Here is a 16,744-nt window from a genome sequence, read left to right on the forward strand (position 1 = left end):
GACAATCCTATGAAGAAGACCGTGCTCGTCGTCGTGGCGACGGCTGTGCTGGTGAGCGCCTGCACCACCACCGATCCGTATACCGGCGACCAGAAAATTTCCAACACGGCGGCCGGTGCCGGCCTCGGCGCCTTGGCCGGCGCCAGCCTTGGCCTGCTTGCGGGCGGCAATGATCGTCGCAACGCGCTGATCGGCGCCGGCATCGGGGCGCTGGCCGGCGGCGCCATCGGCGCCACCATGGACCAGAACGAAGCCGAACTGCGCCGGCAGTTGGAGGGCACAGGCGTCAGCGTCACCCGCTCCGGCGACCAGATCATCCTCAATATGCCGTCCGATATCACCTTCAACGTCGATCAGGATGCGGTGAAGCCCGGCTTCTACCAGGTGCTGAATTCGGTCGCGCTGGTGCTGAAGAAGTTCAAGCAGACCACGGTCGACGTGTTCGGCCATACCGATTCGACCGGCGGCGACCAGCATAATTTCGATCTGTCGCAGCGCCGCGCGCTGGCGGTCGCCAACTACCTGGCTGGCCAGGGCGTCGATTCGCGCCGCTTCGCCGTCACGGGATTCGGCAAGACCCGTCCGGTAGCGTCCAATGCCACCGCCGAGGGTCGCGCTCAAAACCGTCGCGTCGAGATCCAGCTTTCGCCGCTCACCTGAGCAGCATCGATCAGAATGCAAAAACGGCCTCGCAAGGGGCCGTTTTTGTTTGCAAAATGCGACCGACGGCCAAGCCTGCGGCCCCGGGTTCTTCCATGATCTTACGGTGAGGTCGGCTTATCGACCGTCGCTCGTTGGGTCAGGCGCTGCCGCCGGACGACATGGGCAACGATCAGTCCATGAATGAGCAGCCCGACCGCAAGTCCAAGGATATGGAAGCCCGTTCCCGAACCGGAAAGCGTCAGGATCGACCAGATGGATGCGGGTACGAACAAGACAATTGCGGTGATGAGCCCGGGGTTGTAGCTGCGCATCCTGATGGCCTGCGCGACGTGAACCAAAGCGTTGATCAGGGTGGTGTAGGCGGCGATCAGCCCTATCCCGGCATTGACCGTGACAGCGAGGGTGAAAACCAGGGAGTAGATGCCCCATACACCCGGTACGTTGATCACAAAGACATCGAAGCGGGTAAGCAGCGGCGCCCCGCCGCCGAGCATCTTGTTGACGAAAAGCCGGAACCGGTCCTCGGCGTGCTCCTCGTATTGGTGGAGCATGTAAATCGGGATCAGCAGGAAGACGGCGAGCTCGGCTGTCTCCAATCGAGCAGCCAGCCCGATCGCCACCACGCACAGGGTGAGGCCGGCGAGCACGCCACCATAGACCCAATCTTCCACCAGACGCTTCATCACGCCACCTTCGGCGAGGCCGCGCGTCCTTGCAACACACGACGATATCAGACCTTGGCAACGATGCGCATGAAGGCCGGCGTGTCGTCGCCGAAGCCAACGGTGGTGTCGCTCGGCGATGACGGCAACAGCTTCACCGGCCGCGACCGCCGCGCTCAGATTGAGATTGGCGTGCCCGAGAATTAGCCAGTCCTAAATAACCGCTTTCCCGCAGCCATGGAAAGGAATAGCATCGTCGCTGTTCCGGAGGGGATGAGGCGGTACACTTGGCCGCGCAATAAGCATTTTCTTTTTCAGCCTCGGTCTTGCACGGCCAGATCAAAAAAATCTGGGAGGAATGCATGACAAGAACAGCCAGCCTTGGGCGCTGCGGCGTCTTCGCTTTAACAGGTCTTGTAAGCGCATGGTTGGGCGTCGCGGCGGCTCGAGCCGAGGATGCCAACAAAGCTGACATCGAGGCCTTGAAAAAGTCGCTCGCCAAATATGAGGACTACACCGCGGCTGTCCGCGACCTTTATCTGTCGACGGTCGGCTGCGTCTACTATAGCGGAGAAAAGATATCCGGAGCGATGTACTACCCGAAAGGCGCCATGGGCATCCATTTCGTCAACGTCCCAAGTGTCGGCCAAAAACTCGACCCGATGCGCCCCAATGTGCTGATCTACGAGCCGACGAAAAACGGTCTGCGCCTGGTCGGGGCGGAATGGCTTGTGCCGCTGACGCCGGACGTCAAAGAGCCACCGAAGCTGTTTGGCCAAACCTTCATGGGTCCGATGGAGGGACACTATCCGCTCATCCCGAGGGAGTTCGTCCACTACGATCTTCACGCCTGGCTGGGTGATAATCCGAACGGCATGTTCAGTCCGACGAACCCGAACGTGAAATGCAACAAGGCCGAGTTTCCGATGTTGGAGAAACCGACCAAGATGATGCCTGGGCCGATGTAACGGCCAGCCCAGCCAGGAGCTTGCCGGGAGGGCAAGCCGGATGGCCGTCTTGTCTTGGAACCACTCGTCGGTCAGCCCTTGGCGACGATGCGCATGAAGGCCGGCATGTCGTCGCCGAAGCCAACGGTGGCGTCGTTTTCGTCTTCTCGGTTGCGGGCAGGGCGACGGTCATCGCGCTGCGGCCTGGTGTCGCCGCGCTCCGGTGCACGTCGCTCGCTGCGCGCCGCGGAGCTCTTGCGCTCGGAATTTTCCGAGCGGATAGCGTCCTTGCGCGTGCGCCGCTCACCAGTGCCGGCGACCGTTTCCTCGGTCGCGACCGGCTGTTCCTCGCGCACGGTTTCCGGTGCCGCGTCTTCGCCGTGCTTGGCCTGGCGTCCGCCTCTCTTGCGCTCGCCCCTGTCCTTGCGGTCGTCGTCCTTGCGGCCGGCGCGCCGCGGCGCACCGCGGCCACGGCGCGGTGCTTCGTCCTCGCCTTCGCTGGCCACCACCGTCGACAGGTCACCGTCATGCCACTCGATCTTGGTGCCGATCAGCCGTTCGATGGCGTCGATGTACTTGGTGTCGGACTTGGTCGCGATGGTGAAGGATTTTCCGGAGCGCCCGGCGCGGCCGGTACGGCCGATTCGGTGGACGTAATCCTCGGCATGGATCGGGACGTCATAGTTGAAGACGTGGCTGACATCGGGAATGTCGAGGCCGCGCGCGGCCACGTCGGAGGCGACCAGATACCGCAGCTTGCCGTCGCGGAAATTGGCCAGCATCTGCATGCGCGCGCGCTGGTCCATGTCGCCATGCAGCGCGCCGGCGTCGAAGTCATATTTCAGCAGCGAGCGGAACAGCTCCGACACCTCGATCTTGCGGTTGCAGAAGATGATGGCGTTCTTCAGCTCCGCATCCTCGGCCTTGATCAGGTTGCGCAGCGTCTCGCGCTTGTCCCAGGGTTTGGAACCGGACTTCACCAGCCGCTGGATGATGTTGGTCGCGGCGGAGGCGGCCTTTGAAACCTCGACGCGCACCGGCGCGTGCAGGAACTTTTCGGTCAGCTTGGTGATCTCGGGCGGCATCGTCGCCGAGAAGAACAGCGTCTGCCGGGTGAAGGGGATCATCTCGCAGATACGCTCGATATCGGGAATGAAGCCCATGTCGAGCATGCGATCGGCTTCGTCGATGACGAGGATCTCGACGCCGTTGAGCAAGAGCTTGCCGCGCTCGCGGTGGTCGAGCATGCGGCCGGGCGTCGCGATGAGCACGTCGGCGCCACGCTCCAGTTTCTTGTCCTGTTCGTCGAACGACACGCCGCCGATCAGCAGTGCGATGTTGAGCTTGTGGTTCTTGCCGTATTTGATGAAGTTTTCCTCGACCTGCGCCGCAAGCTCGCGGGTCGGCTCCAGGATCAGCGTGCGGGGCATGCGGGCGCGGGCGCGGCCCTTTTCCAGTCGTGTCAGCATCGGCAGCACGAAGGAGGCCGTCTTGCCGGTACCGGTCTGTGCTATGCCAAGCACATCCTTGCCCAGAAGCGCGTGCGGAATGGCGCCGGCCTGGATCGGCGTCGGCTTGAGGTAGCCGGCGTCGGTGACTGCGGAAAGGACCTTCGGCGATAGGCCGAGGTCCGCGAAAGTCAACGCTTCTTGAGCGGTCTGGGTGTCTGAGGACAAGTTCTGGCTGTCTTTGGCTGTTCGGGGAAGCGCAACGGCATCCGTCGCGGCAGGCGCCGCGCGCCCGCAAGATCATCACTGCAACTAGGCGCAAGCCCGCGATTTGTCAACACAAACGGCCGGCAATGGCTCGATTGTGAAGTCGTAACCTTAATTACTATGTCTGATCCGGCCGCTTATCCGCGCGCCGGCTCAATATCGGCTCAATAACGGAACTGTTCCGCCAGTATGCGTTCGTTCCAGGAGTGATTGGGATCGAACAGCAAAGTTGCGGTCGCCGTCGCAGATTCCCTCACCGTCACGGAAGCTACGGCCTTGACCTCCGTATGGTCGGCGGCGGCGTTCACCGGCCGCTTTTCCGCCTCTAGTATATCGAAGCGCACGGTTGCCTTGTTGGAAAGCAAAGCGCCGCGCCAGCGGCGCGGGCGAAACGGGCTGACGGGGGTAAGCGCCAGCAGCGGCGCGTCGAGCGGCAGGATGGGCCCATGCGCCGAAAGATTGTAGGCGGTGGAGCCAGCCGGCGTGGCGATCATCACGCCGTCGCAATTCAGTTCCTCGAGCCGTACCTGGTCATCTATGGTGATGCGGATCTTGGCCGTCTGATAGGACTGGCGCCATAACGCCACTTCGTTGATGGCCAGCGCCGAGACGGTTTCGCCATCCGAGGTAACGGCCTGCATCTCCAGCGGACGGATCGTTTCGGCGACCGCGGCGGCGATGCGCTCGGCGAGACCTCCGGAACGATATTCGTTCATCAGGAAGCCGATGGTGCCACGGTTCATGCCGTAGACCTTTTTGCCGGTTCCCATTGTATCGCGCAAAGTTTGCAGCAGGAAACCGTCGCCGCCCAGGGCCACGACGACATCGGCTTCCGCGACCGAATGCTGGCCATAGCGCGCCGACAGGCTTTCCAGCGCCGCTTTGGCGTCAGGCGTGCCGGACGAGACGAAGGCGATGCTGTTGGCGGCTTTGCTCATGGCTCCCCGACGGTGACCGGTTGGCGGCTGGGCCGGGGTAGCATGGGCGGGCCTGTGTGCAAAGAGAGCCCGCAGACGTGCGGTTCGAACCGGCAGTCGCGAATCATATCAGGGAACGAGCCAATGTGATGGTTAAGGCCGGGCTTAAACTCTCGTAAAGCCCCATGGATCATGTTAGCCGGCATGGGTGGCGTGGGGGCGCCCACAGCGATCTTATGCCTTTCAGGATACGAAAGACGCTGTGGCACTTTTGATCGTGCGTGAATCCTTCGAGAGTCGAGCCCGATTCCGGGGACACGCGCCAGCCGGGACCAACATATTGCTGGTAACACGCCTGATCATCATCTCCGTCGTGCTGGGAAGCTTCGCGCTTGTCTTCGCCGAACTGGTGCGCCACTCGGAAGAAACAAGCCTCAGGCCCTTGCCCACTGCCTCGCGCTGCGGCGACGCCGCCGGTATGCCTTGTCCGCAAAGGGCGCTGTAGATCAAAACAAGCTGATTGCTAGGAGCGTGGTTGCAGATGGCAGCCGGCCTGGCGTTTCTGTGCCAGATACTCGTCGATCAGCTGCCGATAGCGCACCTTGCCCAAACTCGGGAAATGGCCGCCATGCACGACCGAGACGTCGAGGTCGCGCATGGCAAGCAGCGTCTGCAAATAATCATCGATATCGGAATGGTAGACGTCGTCGATCAGCGGGCCGTCATAGATGATGTCGCCGGAAAGCAGGATGCGGGTCTTCTTCTCGTACAGAGCGATACCGCCTGGCGAATGGCCGGGCGTGTGGATCACCTCGAAGGCGCGATCGCCGAGGTCGACGATATCGCCATGTTCGAGCAGGCGGTCCGCCGGGGCGGGCATGATGCGATAGCGCGCCGTATCCCAACCTTGTGGCTGGCGATCGAACATCTCTTCATTGGCGTAGCGGTCAGCCACCGTCCATTCGTTGCGCGGATCGGTCAGAATCTCCGCCTCGGCGCGGTGCACGCAGCGGTCGGGAAATTCATGGTGGCAGCCTATATGATCGAAATGCGTGTGGCTGGCGACGCAGGTGAGCTTGCGCTCGCTGACCAGCGGCACATGGCGCCTGAGGCTGAAATGGCCAAGCCCGGTATCGAACAGCAGGTCGCGGTCGCGACCGCGCACATGCCACATATTACAGCGGAAGAACGGTTTGATCCATGGCTCGTGGATCAGCGTGACACCGTCGCCCATGCGGATGGTTTCGTACCAGTCAGGTGCGTCGACGACCGCAAGCATGCCCATGTTCAATCCGTCAGCAGGATGATCTTGTCTGTATCGCAGGAAACCGAGACCGTGTCGCCCGGCTGCACGACGGACGTCGCGGGCAGTTTGGCGATGAATTGCAGCGTGGCGTCTTCAGTGGAGACCGCGAGCACGCGCTTGAAGCTGCCCTGGAAAACGACATCGCTGACCTGCGCCTTGCCCAGCTTTGTGGCGCCTGAGGTCGCGCCCAGGGCAAGGTGCTCCGGCCGGATGGCCAAGGCAACCGCCGATCCCACCGGCAACGCTCCGGACGCCGAGACCGGCCCGACCTGTGTCGCGACAGTGCTTGTCCTGTCCATCATCTCCGCCACCGTTCCGCGAAGAATGGTGCTCTCGCCCATGAAGGTCGCCGAAAAGCGTGTCTTTGGGCGCGCATAGACGCGTTCGGGCGGCCCTTCGTCCTCGATGCGGCCGTCACTCATCACCACGCAGTGGTCGGCCAGCGCCATCGCTTCTTCCTGGTCGTGGGTGACATGGATGAAGGCGGTGCCGACGCGCTTCTGGATCGCTTTCAATTCGTCCTGCATCTGCCGGCGCAGTTTGAGGTCGAGCGCGCCGAGCGGCTCGTCGAGCAGCAGCACCGCCGGCTCGATCACCAGTGCGCGCGCCAGCGCTACGCGCTGCCGCTGGCCGCCGGAGAGCTGGTGCGGCTTCTTGTCGAAGGCGGCATCCAGCCCGACCAGCGCCAGCGTCTCACGCGCCCGCGCGGCGCGTGCCGCGCCATCGACGCCTTGCATGCGCAGGCCAAAACCGACATTGCCGCCGACGCTCATATGCGGAAACAGCGCATAATCCTGGAACACCGTCGTTGTCGGGCGCTTTGCCGGCGGAACGGCGGTGCAGTCCTCGCCTCGGATGAACACCTTGCCTTCGCTCGGTGTGACGAAGCCGCCCAAAATCGACAAAAGCGTCGTCTTGCCGGAGCCCGACGGTCCGAGCAGGATGGTGTAGCTACCGGGCTCGATCCGCAGCGATACGTCTTTCAGCACCGCCAGCTGGCCGAAACGGTGCGAGACCCCGCGGATGTCGACCAGGGGCGCGCTCATGCCGGCTTCCTCCGCAGCAATGTCAATTCGAACAGCACCACCAGCACGATGGAAACGGCGAACACCAGCGAGCCGACTGCGTTGGTCTTGGGGTTGAGGCCAGAGCGCAGCAGATTCCAGATTTCGACCGGCAGCGTGGTTTCGAAGCGTGTCAGCAGGAAGGAGATCACGAATTCGTCCCAGGAAAAGGTCATCGACAGGAAGAAGCCGGCGAAGATGGCCGGCGCCATGACAGGCACAGTAATCAAGAGCAGCACTTTCCATTCCGGCGCGCCGAGATCGCGCGCGGCGCGCTCGATGTTGATCTGGTGGTCGCCCATCTGGCTGTAGACGATGGCGAAGCAGAGCGGCAGGTTGATCACGACATGGCCGATGCCGGCGGCCATCAGCGATTTCGGCACGCCGGCCCAGTTGAACAGCACCAGCAGCCCCATGCCGATGATGAGATAGCTGACGGTAAGCGGTAGCGTGATCAACCCTCGCAGCAGGGCCGAACCCGGCAGCACGAAACGCGCGAACGCCCAGGCGCTGAGGAAGCCGAGCGTGACGGCCGCGAGCGACGAAAGCACGGCCACCAGCAGCGAGTTCACCAGCGCCGAGGTCAGCCGCGCATCGGACAGGACGGCCTGGTACCAGCGCAGCGACGGGCCGGTGAAGGGCGGGATGGGAAAGGAGGTTGCCTGCAGCGAGAACAGCACGAGCACGACCACCGGCAGGAAAATGAAGCCATAGATGGCGATCGCGTAGAGACAGGAAGCGGTTCGGACGATCCGGCGCATCTCAGGCCCGCTCGATCTTCAGCCAGCGGGCGCAGGCGAGATAGGCGATGGTCACGACCGCCATCAGGATGATCGAGAGCGCCGAGGCCAGCGGAAAGTCGCCGCGCCGGCCGATCTGCATCATCACCAGCTGCGGCATGACCAGCTCGTTGTTGCCGCCCAGAATCTGCGGCGTGATGTAATCGCCGATGCACAGCACGAAGGTCAGGAAGGCGCCGACCATGATGCCGGGCAAGGTCAGCGGCAGGATGACGTGCAGGAAGGTGCGCACCGGCCCGGCGCCGAGATCAGCGGCGGCCTTGCGGTAGCTCGGACTGAGCTGCTTCAAATTGGCGAAGATCGTCAGCGTCAAAAGCATGACGAAGAAATGCACGAAGCCGGTCACGGTGGCGAAGCGCGTATTGGCGAGCTGCAGCGGTTCGCTGGTCAAGCCGATGCCGGTCAGCGTCCGGTTGATGACGCCGTTCTGCGCCAGCACCAGAAGCCAGGAATAGGAGCGCACGACATAGGACGTCCAGAACGGCAGCACGGCCAGCATCAGCGCCAGCCGCTGCCAGCGTTCCGGCACCTGTTCGGCCAGGATCCAGGCGAAAGGATAGGCGAGCAGCACCGAGACCACGGTTACGATTGCCGTCACCTCCAGCGAGTTCACCATCGCTTGCCAATAGGCAGGATTGGTGAAGAACTGGCTGTAATTGGCCGATGTGAAGCCGCCGCCCTCATGCGACGTCAGGCTGGAAAGCCCCATGGCAATGAAAGGCAACACGAAGAACAGTAAGGTCCAGCCGAGCGCCGGCGTAACCAGCGCCCAGGGCAGGGCCTTGTTCGCGGTGCTGCTCACGACGGCCGTCTACTGCGCCTGCAGCATCTCGGTCCACATGTCCTGCATCTTCTTGTCGAGGTCGGCATTCGGCGCCGGATAGGCCTGGGCGCGGGCAAGGAATTCGGGCTGCTCGTCGAAGCGCAGAATCTTCTTCTGGTCGTCGGTGAGCGCCGCCTTGCTGTTCGCCGGCATGCCCCAGTAGCAGGACGAGGTGGCAAGACGGGCCTGGCCTTCCGGGCTCATGATGTACTGGATGAATTTCAGCGCCATGTCCTTGTCCTTGGAATCCTTGAACATGGCGAGCGACTGCGACCACAGCACCGCGCCCTCCTTGGGGATCGAGAAGTCCAGCGCCGGGTTCTCCTTGGCCAGGCCCGCCGTCACCCATTCACCACCGCCGACCAATATGTCGACCTCACCGGTGGCGAGCGCCGTCTGGCTGGCGGTCACCTCGCCGACCAGCTTGGCGTTGGCCTTCATCTTGAGCAGCTCGGCCTTGAGCGCGGGAAGATCCGCCTCGGTGAGTTCAGCCGTCTTCTTGCCGATGGCGAGTGCTGCCATGCCGATGACCGGCAGGTAATAATCGTAGATGGCGACCTTGCGCTTGTACTTGTCGCTTGTCAGCGACGCCAAGGATTGCATGTCGGCCGGGTCGACCTTGGTCTTGTTGAAGCCGATCGTGTTGTAGCCGAACTTTTCGGTGATGCCGTAGCGCTTGCCGCCGACCACGGTAGAGTTGTCCATCTTCACCTGCGGAAAGAGGTCGCCCAACGGCAGCTTGTCCTCCGGCAGCGGCTCGAACAGGCCTTTTTCCACGCCGCGCGGCACGTCGATGCTGTCGATCACCATCACGTCCCAGTCGCCGGGTTGCGACTGTTCGACGATGGCGAGCCCCGCGCCGGTGCCCTCGAATTCCTTGACGTTGACCTTGATGTTGTTGGCCTCTTCGAAGGGCTGCAGCAGCGCCGGGTCGGCATGATCGCACCAGATCAGGGCGTTGAGATCGGCGGCCTGGCTGGCGCTGGCTGCTGAGAGCACCAGCGCCGTGGCGCCGCAAGCGGCGCCCAGATGTCTCTTCAGGATTGAAAGCGGATTGTTGGCTGCGGATCGTGCGGACATCGAGTGTTCTCCCTTGCCTTTGTGGCTTCTTGCAAAAAGTTGAACCAATTCTAAAATTGAGTCAATTCTGTTTTTGTGGCAGACCAGCCGGCATGAGTGGATTGAGGGCAAGGCAAAAGGCCGACCGGCACCGCCGCATCATCGAGGCGGCGGCCGAGCTTTTCCGCGAGGCCGGTTATGAAGGTGCCAAGATCGAGACGATCGCCGCCCAGGCCGAAGTGTCGATCGGGACGATTTACAATTACTACCAGAATAAGGGCGACATCCTCGGCGCCATCGTCTCCATGGAGGTCAACGAGGTGCTGAATGCCGGGCGAGGCGTGGTCGACAGCCCACCGGCCAATGTCGGCGATGCGCTGGACACGCTGATCGGCATCTATATCGAGCACTCCTTGCACTATCTCAGCAAGGAGATGTGGCGCCAGGCGATGGCGATCTCGACGCAACTGCCCGACAGCCCGTTCGGCCAAGCCTACACGGCGCTCGACCGCGCTCTGACGCAACAGATCCGTGCCCTGATCGCAAGGCTGCAGGAGATCGGCCTGGTGCGGCGCGACATCGACGGGCAGGCGGTGGGTGAGCTGGTCTTCAACAACATGAACATGATGTTCATCGAGTTCGTGAAGCGCGACGAGGCAAGGATAGCGGAACTGCGCGCGGCGATCCGACGGCAGAACCGGATCCTGGTGGCGGCGATCGGGATGTGAGGATGGAAGCGACCGCGGCATGAACCAGCTTCCGCTGCCAGTGTGACTGACGATGAGTGCCAACGGCGGCGCCCGTCTACACCGCCGGGCCCCGCGCACAGGGCAGCGTAGCCGCTGGGCCTAATCAGCGATTCCTTCGAAGCATCGACCGAAAGGAAAGACGCGGCCGCAGTGTCGCAGGTAAAAATCAGTGATCGGTCGGATCGATCTTCGTCAGGCGCTCTCGCGCTTCGGTGACGCGCCGCTGCGCGGACCTTATCCTGCTGCAAAGCGCGAGATTGATGCCGACGCCACAGTCTCCGTCCAGCATTTCTTCCGCTCGTTTGAGGGCGAGTACCGCTCGGCCAATCCGCTGCCTGGCTCTGGCCAGTTCCATGTCCAAGAGTTCGATCATTGTTCCGCTACAGAGTTTGCGGTCCCTTCGATCGTTAACCGTCTCCGGCCGGGTTTGGTTCCGGGTTGCGGCTCGAGACTCAGGACAGCAGGAGAAAGTCGCCGCTTCGGCACCGACCACATTGCACGCGAAGTCGCCTCTTGAGTTGAATTTGAAATCTGATACAACTTATAGGAGTGCGAAGGGGAGAGGTTAATGGGGACGTTTTCAATCTGGCATTGGACGATCGTACTGCTGATCATCGGCGTGCCTGTTTTCTTTGCGGTTCGCTCAGCCGTGAAGCCGTCACAGGGCCCGGCGGCTCTTGTAGGATTCGGTGGCTGGCTTATGCTGCTTGCGATCGGTCAGGTTTTGTCGCCGCTGCGCACGCTCGCCGACTTGGCCAATTCGGCCGAGGGTTACCGGCAACTCATGCCCCTGCCAAATGGACTGGTTGCGGTGTATAGCGAGGTTGCCCTCAATCTGGCATTTCTGGCGCTTCAACTGGTTGTGCTCATTTCGATGCTGCGGCGAAGCCGACGCTTTCCACAATTGTTTCTGGTTCAGTGGATTGCGATACCGGTTGTGTTCGTCCTGGACACGATCTTGATCTCATCAACTCTGGGCGTCCCGGTGAGCCAGATCCTTGCTGGAGATGCGCTGGCGACACCCGTCCTGTCGTTCATCCTCACCGGGGCTTGGGTCGCCTACGTCTACAAGTCCGTCAGGGTGAAGAACACGTTCTGCGGCGAAGTGGCAGCCGGCCAGGTTGCGACAGCCTCCTAGCGAAAGTCCGCTGGGTTTCGCCTCTTCGCATGAGCAGTCCTCCTGCGACAGGCTTCGGAGGACACTCCTTCGTTTTGCGAGATCTGGTGTTCTTATAACGGGCTGGGTGGCCTGCCACCCGAAGCTTGAAGAGCGAAGGGTGGTGCCCCCGGCAGGGATCGAACCCGCGACCTTCGGTTTACAAAACCGCTGCTCTACCAGCTGAGCTACAAGGGCATGCGGCACCGGTTAGCCATATTTGCGGCGCCAGTAAAGACAAATGTCGGTTTTGAGGCGCTCATGAACGCTGCCGGGCAACAGGCACGGCATCCTGAAAACGGCCAATTCGCTTCCTATATCTACGGCAGGTGCAATCGCTTGGGCGAGGCTGCCGCATGATCAGATTTGTCATCATCCTGCCGATCGTCGTCATAGCCTGGATGCTTCTGGTGAAGCTTATCAGGAGCGTCAAGAACGCCAACATCGACTGGACCGGTGTCACCACCATCATCGGCTTCATCGCGCTCGCCTTCTGGCTGCGCCATGTCACGGGCATGGGGTGGTGAATAGTAGTCAGTAGTCAGTAGTCAGTAGTCAGTAGTCAGTAGTCAGTAGTCATTAGTGGGTAGTCAGCCTGCTGCTCATAGCTCACTACTCACGATTCATCCCGTCTCCGGCCTTGCCGAAAAAAATCTCCTCCACCTTTCGAACCTTTTCCCGCGCCGCCCCGACTGATGGTCAGAGGCGAATGGGTCGCCTCGATCAAAAGATCCAGGAGATCATCATGTTCAAGCGCACTCTCGTCTCAGGCCTCGTTGCCATCTTCGTCGTCACCGGCGCGCTCGTCGGCACCGTCGGCACGTCGTCAGCCCACGGCATGCACGGCCATCATCATCACCACCACAACCATCACAAGAAGCACTTCAAGAAGTTCTGGTGGAAGCACCACAACCATCATCACCACAAGCACGGCAAGGTGATCATCTTTCTTTGATGGAGGGACCCAATTCTCCCGAAAGGGCGGCTTCGGCCGCCCTTTTTCGTTGGGCGAAATGGGACGGTCATCAATGTCTAGCCAGGCCCTTGCAGGCCGCCGTCAGCATGACCTCCTTGGTTCACGTTCAAAAAAGATTTGAACCTTTTTCTTGTGCCGAACGACAGATGATCAAGAGGCGGATGAGTCGCCTCTCCAAACGAAGCAAGGAGATCGTCATGTTCAAGCGCGCACTCGTTTCCGGCCTCATCGCCACCGCTGTCGCCGCCACCGCACTGGTCGGCACCGTCCAGCCCTCGGCGGCTCATTCGCATCACCACCACCATGGCATCGGCATCGGCATTGCCGCCGGCGTCGGCGGTTTTGTCCTGGGCAGCCTGCTTGCCCAGCCCCGCACCGTCTACGTCGACGAGGGCGGCGGCTCGTGGCACGTCCGCCGCTGCTTCGATCGCTATTCGAGCTACGATCCGGACTCCGACACCTACATCGGTTACGACGGCTATCGCCATTACTGCCGTCTCTGAGAGGAGGAGCACCGTTCAGCACCAGAAGAGGGGCTCAGGCGAGCCCCTTTTCTACGCTTGGATGGCGGCACACCTGTTGGATTAGCCGACTTTCACGGAGACGCCTGAACCCTCGGTCATCGGCTTTTGTCGATGCGATCGGCAATGTACAGGCATTTCCCGAAGGCCTAATCTGCTTGGCGATAATCTGCGGGCGATATGGGGGAGGGTGATCCTTGGACGAGCAGGACCCGAAAGAGGAACAGGTCGAAATCATTTTCCGCAACGGCACGGTCACGGCCGTTGGCATCCTGCTGGCGTTTTCCCTGGGCTTCATCACGCATTGGGCCGCCAATCCGATCCCGTGGCAGACCTATCATCTCGTCGCCGTGCTGCCGATCCTGGCCGGCATCGCCTTGCAGATGCGGGCATTGTCGCTTCTGCTCGACACAAAGTGCCTGCGGCTGAGCGCCTATGAACGCGCCAACCGCATCTTCATCACCGGCCTCGTCTTCACCGCCTGCGGTGTCGGCATGGCGATCCTGCTCGATTTCTTCGATCTTGCGAGCAGAAGCGCGCTGCCCGGAGCAGGTTGATCATCCGGTTTGCACGCCGCCGATCATCTTTGTGACCTCGGCCGCGGCGCTGTGCACCAGCGGGCCGATCTCGGCCAGCCGCTCAGGCGTCACCCGGACCGTCGGGCCCGACACGGAGACACCGCCGATCGGCTCGCCGAATTCGTTGAAGATGGCTGATGCCACGCAGCGCATGCCTGGGTGCCGCTCCTCGTCGTCGACCGACCAGCCGCGCAGCTTGATCGTCGCGAGATCATGCGCGAGGGCAGGGATGTCGGACAACGTCCTGTCGGTAAAGCGCTGCAGGCCGGCCTTGCGCAGGATGGCTCCGACGCGCTCCGGCTCGAGATGGGCCAGCACCGCCTTGCCGATGCCGGATGCGTGAAAAGGGCTGCGCGTCCCCGGTCGGAAGAAGGCGCGGATTGCCTGGTGCGTCTCGACCTGGCTGACGAACACCACGCAGTCGTCCTCGGCGACGCCGAGATTGGCGGTCTCGCCGGTTTTCTCCATCAGCTCCTGCATGACGATGCGCGCGCGGTCGACCAGCTTGCGGCGGCGCAGGAACGCCGCGCCCATCCGGTAGGTCTCGACGCCGATCGACCAAAGCTGGTCCGAACTGTCGAACTCGACCATGCCGTGGTTTTCGAGCGTCGTCAGCATGCGGTAGGCGGTGGAGGCGGCCAGACCGCTTTGCGCGGATATCTCGCTCAGCGACAGGCCGCTGCCTTCGGCAACGATGGCCAGGATGCGCAAGGCCCGGTCCAACGACTGCACCGAAGCCGCTTCCGAGGGGCCGTTGAAGGCGCGCGGCCGGCCGCGCTGGCGTTTTTCGGCGGTTTCCATGACGCCATCATGCCCGATTTTCCCGAATGGACAATGAAAAAGTTTTTCACGCCTTCTGCATTGCCACTTTTTGGAAAACAAAAAGAGAAAGGAAATCAATTGGCAACGGCAGCTTCCTAGAAATGAAAAAATATTCTGAAAAAATTGAAAAATAGCGGGCTTGCTGACATTCTCGGTCATCCAACAATCACAACCCTGTGGAGGGTCGGAACAATGGCCAGGATGCGCGCTGTCGACGCTGCGGTTCTCGTTCTCGAAAAGGAAGGCATCGCCTGCGCCTTCGGCGTGCCGGGAGCGGCGATCAATCCGCTCTACTCGGCCCTGAAGGCGAGGGGCACGATCCGCCATGTGCTGGCCCGTCATGTCGAGGGCGCCTCGCACATGGCCGAAGGCTTCACCAGGGCCAAGGCAGGCAATATCGGGCTCTGCATCGGCACGTCCGGCCCGGCCGGCACCGACATGATCACCGGGCTCTACTCGGCCGCAGCCGATTCCATCCCGATCCTCTGCATCACCGGCCAGGCGCCGCGGGCGCGGCTGAACAAGGAGGATTTCCAGGCCGTCGACATCGCCGCTATCGCGTCGCCCGTCGCCAAATGGGCGGTCACCGTCATGGAGCCTTATCTCGTGCCGATGGCGCTGCAGAAGGCATTCCACCTGATGAGGTCTTCGCGCCCGGGACCGGTGCTGATCGACCTGCCGGTCGACGTCCAATTGGCCGAGATCGAGTTCGACATCGACGCCTACGAGCCGCTGGCGCCGTTCAAGCCGGCGATGACACGCGCCCAGGCCGAAAAGGCTCTGGCGATGCTCAACGCCGCCGAAAAGCCGCTGATCGTCGCCGGCGGCGGCATCATCAATGCCGATGCGTCGGACCTGCTGATAGAATTCGCCGAGATTACCGGCGTGCCCGTCATCCCGACGCTGATGGGCTGGGGCGCGATCCCCGACGACCATCGGCTGATGGCCGGCATGTGCGGCCTGCAGACCTCGCACCGCTATGGCAACGCGACGATGCTGGAAGCCGACTTCGTCTTCGGCATCGGCAACCGCTGGGCCAACCGCCACACCGGTTCGGTCGATGTCTACACCAAGGGAAAAAAGTTCATCCATGTCGACATCGAGCCGACGCAGATCGGCCGTGTGTTTGCCCCGGATCTCGGCGTCGTCTCGGATGCGGGCGCTGCGCTGAAGATGCTGCTCGACGTCGCCACCGAATGGAAAACGGCCGGAAGACTGCGCGACTGGTCGGGCTGGGCGAAGGAATGCCAGGGCCGCAAGAAGACCATGAAGCGCAAGACGCATTTCGACCAGGTGCCGCTGAAGCCGCAGCGCGTCTATGAGGAGATGAACAAGGCGTTCGGGCGCGACGTCACCTACGTCACCACGATCGGCCTGTCGCAGATCGCCGGCGCGCAGTTCCTGCATGTCTACAAGCCGCGCAACTGGATCAATTGCGGCCAGGCAGGCCCGCTCGGCTGGACACTGCCGGCAGCCCTTGGCGTGCGCGCCGCCGATCCCGACCGCACCATCGTGGCGCTGTCGGGCGACTATGACTTCCAGTTCATGATCGAGGAACTGGCGGTCGGCGCGCAGCACAGGCTGCCCTACATCCACGTCGTCGTGAACAATGCCTATCTCGGCCTGATCCGCCAGGCGCAGCGCGGCTTCTCGATGGATTACGAGGTTAGCCTTGCTTTTGAGAACATCAACCGATCGGACGATCCCGAGGCCGGCTACGGCGTCGACCACGTCGCTGTTGCCGAGGCGATGGGCTGCAAGGCGGTCAGGGTGCGCAAACCGGAAGAATTCGCCGGTGCCTTCAAGGAGGCGCAGCGGCTGATGAAGGAGCATCAGGTTCCCGTAGTGCTCGAATTCATCCTCGAACGCGTCACCAATATCTCGATGGGCACCGAGATCGACAAGATCACCGAATTCGAAGACCTTGCCGAACATCAAGAGGATGCCCCGACAGCGATCGTGATGCTCGACTAGGACGGAAGAAGG

At 62.0% G+C, this 16,744-nt stretch carries 21 protein-coding genes and 1 tRNA gene; 11 read left to right on the plus strand and 11 right to left on the minus strand.

The window, feature by feature from the left end; all coding sequences use genetic code 11:
- Nucleotides 1-9: 9 nt before the first annotated feature.
- Nucleotides 10-660, plus strand: a complete 651-nt coding sequence (locus FJ867_RS09795) for an OmpA family protein (RefSeq protein ID WP_140493627.1) — start codon at nucleotides 10-12, stop codon at nucleotides 658-660.
- 101 nt (nucleotides 661-761) lie between these two features.
- Here FJ867_RS09795 and FJ867_RS09800 read toward each other — a convergent pair whose 3' ends face one another.
- Nucleotides 762-1,346, minus strand: a complete 585-nt coding sequence (locus FJ867_RS09800) for an HXXEE domain-containing protein (protein ID WP_210239750.1) — start codon at nucleotides 1,344-1,346, stop codon at nucleotides 762-764.
- A 54-nt stretch (nucleotides 1,347-1,400) separates the two neighbouring features.
- On the opposite strand from FJ867_RS09800, the gene FJ867_RS29275 reads away from it, so the two are divergent.
- On the plus strand, nucleotides 1,401-1,532 hold the full coding sequence (locus tag FJ867_RS29275; RefSeq protein WP_263483010.1) for a hypothetical protein: 132 nt from the start codon (nucleotides 1,401-1,403) through the stop codon (nucleotides 1,530-1,532).
- A 155-nt stretch (nucleotides 1,533-1,687) separates the two neighbouring features.
- The gene (locus FJ867_RS09805; RefSeq protein ID WP_140494984.1) at nucleotides 1,688-2,293 is read left to right on the plus strand and encodes a hypothetical protein; all 606 of its coding nucleotides are present in this window, start codon (nucleotides 1,688-1,690) and stop codon (nucleotides 2,291-2,293) included.
- Nucleotides 2,294-2,364: 71 nt separating this feature from the next.
- Here the strand turns inward: FJ867_RS09805 and FJ867_RS09810 are convergent, their stop codons facing one another.
- Together FJ867_RS09810 and FJ867_RS09815 are read right to left on the minus strand one after the other, a co-directional pair.
- Nucleotides 2,365-3,948, minus strand: coding sequence for a DEAD/DEAH box helicase (locus FJ867_RS09810; RefSeq protein WP_181167385.1), 1,584 nt, complete (start codon nucleotides 3,946-3,948; stop codon nucleotides 2,365-2,367).
- Nucleotides 3,949-4,151: 203 nt separating this feature from the next.
- The gene (locus FJ867_RS09815; protein ID WP_140493621.1) at nucleotides 4,152-4,925 is read right to left on the minus strand and encodes an NAD kinase; all 774 of its coding nucleotides are present in this window, start codon (nucleotides 4,923-4,925) and stop codon (nucleotides 4,152-4,154) included.
- A gap of 319 nt (nucleotides 4,926-5,244) precedes the next feature.
- On the opposite strand from FJ867_RS09815, the gene FJ867_RS28720 reads away from it, so the two are divergent.
- A complete protein-coding gene (locus tag FJ867_RS28720) occupies nucleotides 5,245-5,409 on the plus strand; it encodes a hypothetical protein (RefSeq protein WP_181168343.1) in 165 nt (54 codons plus the stop codon).
- A gap of 18 nt (nucleotides 5,410-5,427) precedes the next feature.
- On the opposite strand, the gene FJ867_RS09820 is transcribed toward FJ867_RS28720, so the two are convergent.
- The 5 genes from FJ867_RS09820 to FJ867_RS09840 are packed head-to-tail and all read right to left on the minus strand — an operon-like array spanning nucleotide 5,428 to nucleotide 9,977.
- A complete protein-coding gene (locus tag FJ867_RS09820; protein ID WP_140817265.1) occupies nucleotides 5,428-6,189 on the minus strand; it encodes an MBL fold metallo-hydrolase in 762 nt (253 codons plus the stop codon).
- A gap of 2 nt (nucleotides 6,190-6,191) precedes the next feature.
- Nucleotides 6,192-7,256 carry an ABC transporter ATP-binding protein gene (locus FJ867_RS09825; RefSeq protein ID WP_140558697.1) on the minus strand — a complete coding sequence of 355 codons (1,065 nt, stop codon included), beginning with the start codon at nucleotides 7,254-7,256 and terminating at the stop codon, nucleotides 6,192-6,194.
- Entirely contained in the window at nucleotides 7,253-8,035 is a 783-nt protein-coding gene (locus FJ867_RS09830; protein ID WP_140817267.1) for an ABC transporter permease, read from the minus strand. The genes FJ867_RS09825 and FJ867_RS09830 overlap by 4 nt, the downstream gene beginning before the upstream one ends.
- A 1-nt stretch (nucleotide 8,036) precedes the next feature.
- Nucleotides 8,037-8,876, minus strand: a complete 840-nt coding sequence (locus FJ867_RS09835) for an ABC transporter permease (protein WP_140517631.1) — start codon at nucleotides 8,874-8,876, stop codon at nucleotides 8,037-8,039.
- 9 nt (nucleotides 8,877-8,885) lie between these two features.
- Nucleotides 8,886-9,977, minus strand: a complete 1,092-nt coding sequence (locus FJ867_RS09840; RefSeq protein WP_140817269.1) for a spermidine/putrescine ABC transporter substrate-binding protein — start codon at nucleotides 9,975-9,977, stop codon at nucleotides 8,886-8,888.
- Between the two features lie 92 nt (nucleotides 9,978-10,069).
- On the opposite strand from FJ867_RS09840, the gene FJ867_RS09845 reads away from it, so the two are divergent.
- Nucleotides 10,070-10,684, plus strand: coding sequence for a TetR/AcrR family transcriptional regulator (locus FJ867_RS09845; RefSeq protein WP_140493601.1), 615 nt, complete (start codon nucleotides 10,070-10,072; stop codon nucleotides 10,682-10,684).
- 187 nt (nucleotides 10,685-10,871) lie between these two features.
- Here the strand turns inward: FJ867_RS09845 and FJ867_RS09850 are convergent, their stop codons facing one another.
- Nucleotides 10,872-11,078, minus strand: coding sequence for a hypothetical protein (locus FJ867_RS09850; RefSeq protein ID WP_140493598.1), 207 nt, complete (start codon nucleotides 11,076-11,078; stop codon nucleotides 10,872-10,874).
- Nucleotides 11,079-11,273: 195 nt separating this feature from the next.
- Here FJ867_RS09850 and FJ867_RS09855 point away from each other — a divergent pair, with 195 nt between their 5' ends.
- Complete coding sequence (locus tag FJ867_RS09855; protein WP_140817271.1) at nucleotides 11,274-11,843, plus strand: DUF2569 family protein; 570 nt, start codon at nucleotides 11,274-11,276, stop codon at nucleotides 11,841-11,843.
- 140 nt (nucleotides 11,844-11,983) lie between these two features.
- Here FJ867_RS09855 and FJ867_RS09860 read toward each other — a convergent pair.
- Nucleotides 11,984-12,059: transfer RNA gene (locus tag FJ867_RS09860), tRNA-Thr, on the minus strand.
- A 158-nt stretch (nucleotides 12,060-12,217) separates the two neighbouring features.
- Here FJ867_RS09860 and FJ867_RS09865 point away from each other — a divergent pair.
- From FJ867_RS09865 to FJ867_RS09880, 4 genes are all read left to right on the plus strand, one after another.
- Nucleotides 12,218-12,388, plus strand: coding sequence for a hypothetical protein (locus tag FJ867_RS09865; RefSeq protein ID WP_140493589.1), 171 nt, complete (start codon nucleotides 12,218-12,220; stop codon nucleotides 12,386-12,388).
- 218 nt (nucleotides 12,389-12,606) lie between these two features.
- Nucleotides 12,607-12,816 carry a hypothetical protein gene (locus tag FJ867_RS09870; protein ID WP_140817273.1) on the plus strand — a complete coding sequence of 70 codons (210 nt, stop codon included), beginning with the start codon at nucleotides 12,607-12,609 and terminating at the stop codon, nucleotides 12,814-12,816.
- 218 nt (nucleotides 12,817-13,034) lie between these two features.
- Nucleotides 13,035-13,340, plus strand: coding sequence for a BA14K family protein (locus FJ867_RS09875; RefSeq protein WP_140525532.1), 306 nt, complete (start codon nucleotides 13,035-13,037; stop codon nucleotides 13,338-13,340).
- Nucleotides 13,341-13,555: 215 nt separating this feature from the next.
- Nucleotides 13,556-13,915 (plus strand): hypothetical protein, encoded by a 360-nt coding sequence (locus tag FJ867_RS09880; RefSeq protein ID WP_140493579.1) that lies wholly within the window; start codon nucleotides 13,556-13,558, stop codon nucleotides 13,913-13,915.
- Here the strand turns inward: FJ867_RS09880 and bhcR are convergent, their stop codons facing one another.
- On the minus strand, nucleotides 13,916-14,737 hold the full coding sequence (gene bhcR / locus FJ867_RS09885) for an HTH-type transcriptional regulator BhcR (RefSeq protein WP_140517623.1): 822 nt from the start codon (nucleotides 14,735-14,737) through the stop codon (nucleotides 13,916-13,918).
- A gap of 213 nt (nucleotides 14,738-14,950) precedes the next feature.
- On the opposite strand from bhcR, the gene gcl reads away from it, so the two are divergent.
- Complete coding sequence (gcl, locus tag FJ867_RS09890) at nucleotides 14,951-16,732, plus strand: glyoxylate carboligase (RefSeq protein ID WP_140655961.1); 1,782 nt, start codon at nucleotides 14,951-14,953, stop codon at nucleotides 16,730-16,732.
- Nucleotides 16,733-16,744 lie beyond the last annotated feature (12 nt).

The organism is Mesorhizobium sp. B2-5-3 (assembly GCF_006441005.1).
Taxonomy (GTDB): Bacteria; Pseudomonadota; Alphaproteobacteria; order Rhizobiales; family Rhizobiaceae; genus Mesorhizobium.

Coding starts and splice junctions, on each gene's coding strand:
- FJ867_RS09795 (WP_140493627.1), top strand. CDS start 10: ATGAAGAAGACCGTGCTCGTCGTCGTGGCGACGGCTGTGCTGGTGAGC.
- FJ867_RS09800 (WP_210239750.1), bottom strand. CDS start 1,346: ATGAAGCGTCTGGTGGAAGATTGGGTCTATGGTGGCGTGCTCGCCGGC.
- FJ867_RS09805 (WP_140494984.1), top strand. CDS start 1,688: ATGACAAGAACAGCCAGCCTTGGGCGCTGCGGCGTCTTCGCTTTAACA.
- FJ867_RS09815 (WP_140493621.1), bottom strand. CDS start 4,925: ATGAGCAAAGCCGCCAACAGCATCGCCTTCGTCTCGTCCGGCACGCCT.
- FJ867_RS09820 (WP_140817265.1), bottom strand. CDS start 6,189: ATGGGCATGCTTGCGGTCGTCGACGCACCTGACTGGTACGAAACCATC.
- FJ867_RS09825 (WP_140558697.1), bottom strand. CDS start 7,256: ATGAGCGCGCCCCTGGTCGACATCCGCGGGGTCTCGCACCGTTTCGGC.
- FJ867_RS09830 (WP_140817267.1), bottom strand. CDS start 8,035: ATGCGCCGGATCGTCCGAACCGCTTCCTGTCTCTACGCGATCGCCATC.
- FJ867_RS09840 (WP_140817269.1), bottom strand. CDS start 9,977: ATGTCCGCACGATCCGCAGCCAACAATCCGCTTTCAATCCTGAAGAGA.
- FJ867_RS09845 (WP_140493601.1), top strand. CDS start 10,070: ATGAGTGGATTGAGGGCAAGGCAAAAGGCCGACCGGCACCGCCGCATC.
- FJ867_RS09850 (WP_140493598.1), bottom strand. CDS start 11,078: ATGATCGAACTCTTGGACATGGAACTGGCCAGAGCCAGGCAGCGGATT.
- FJ867_RS09855 (WP_140817271.1), top strand. CDS start 11,274: ATGGGGACGTTTTCAATCTGGCATTGGACGATCGTACTGCTGATCATC.
- FJ867_RS09865 (WP_140493589.1), top strand. CDS start 12,218: ATGATCAGATTTGTCATCATCCTGCCGATCGTCGTCATAGCCTGGATG.
- FJ867_RS09870 (WP_140817273.1), top strand. CDS start 12,607: ATGTTCAAGCGCACTCTCGTCTCAGGCCTCGTTGCCATCTTCGTCGTC.
- FJ867_RS09875 (WP_140525532.1), top strand. CDS start 13,035: ATGTTCAAGCGCGCACTCGTTTCCGGCCTCATCGCCACCGCTGTCGCC.
- bhcR (WP_140517623.1), bottom strand. CDS start 14,737: ATGGAAACCGCCGAAAAACGCCAGCGCGGCCGGCCGCGCGCCTTCAAC.
- gcl (WP_140655961.1), top strand. CDS start 14,951: ATGGCCAGGATGCGCGCTGTCGACGCTGCGGTTCTCGTTCTCGAAAAG.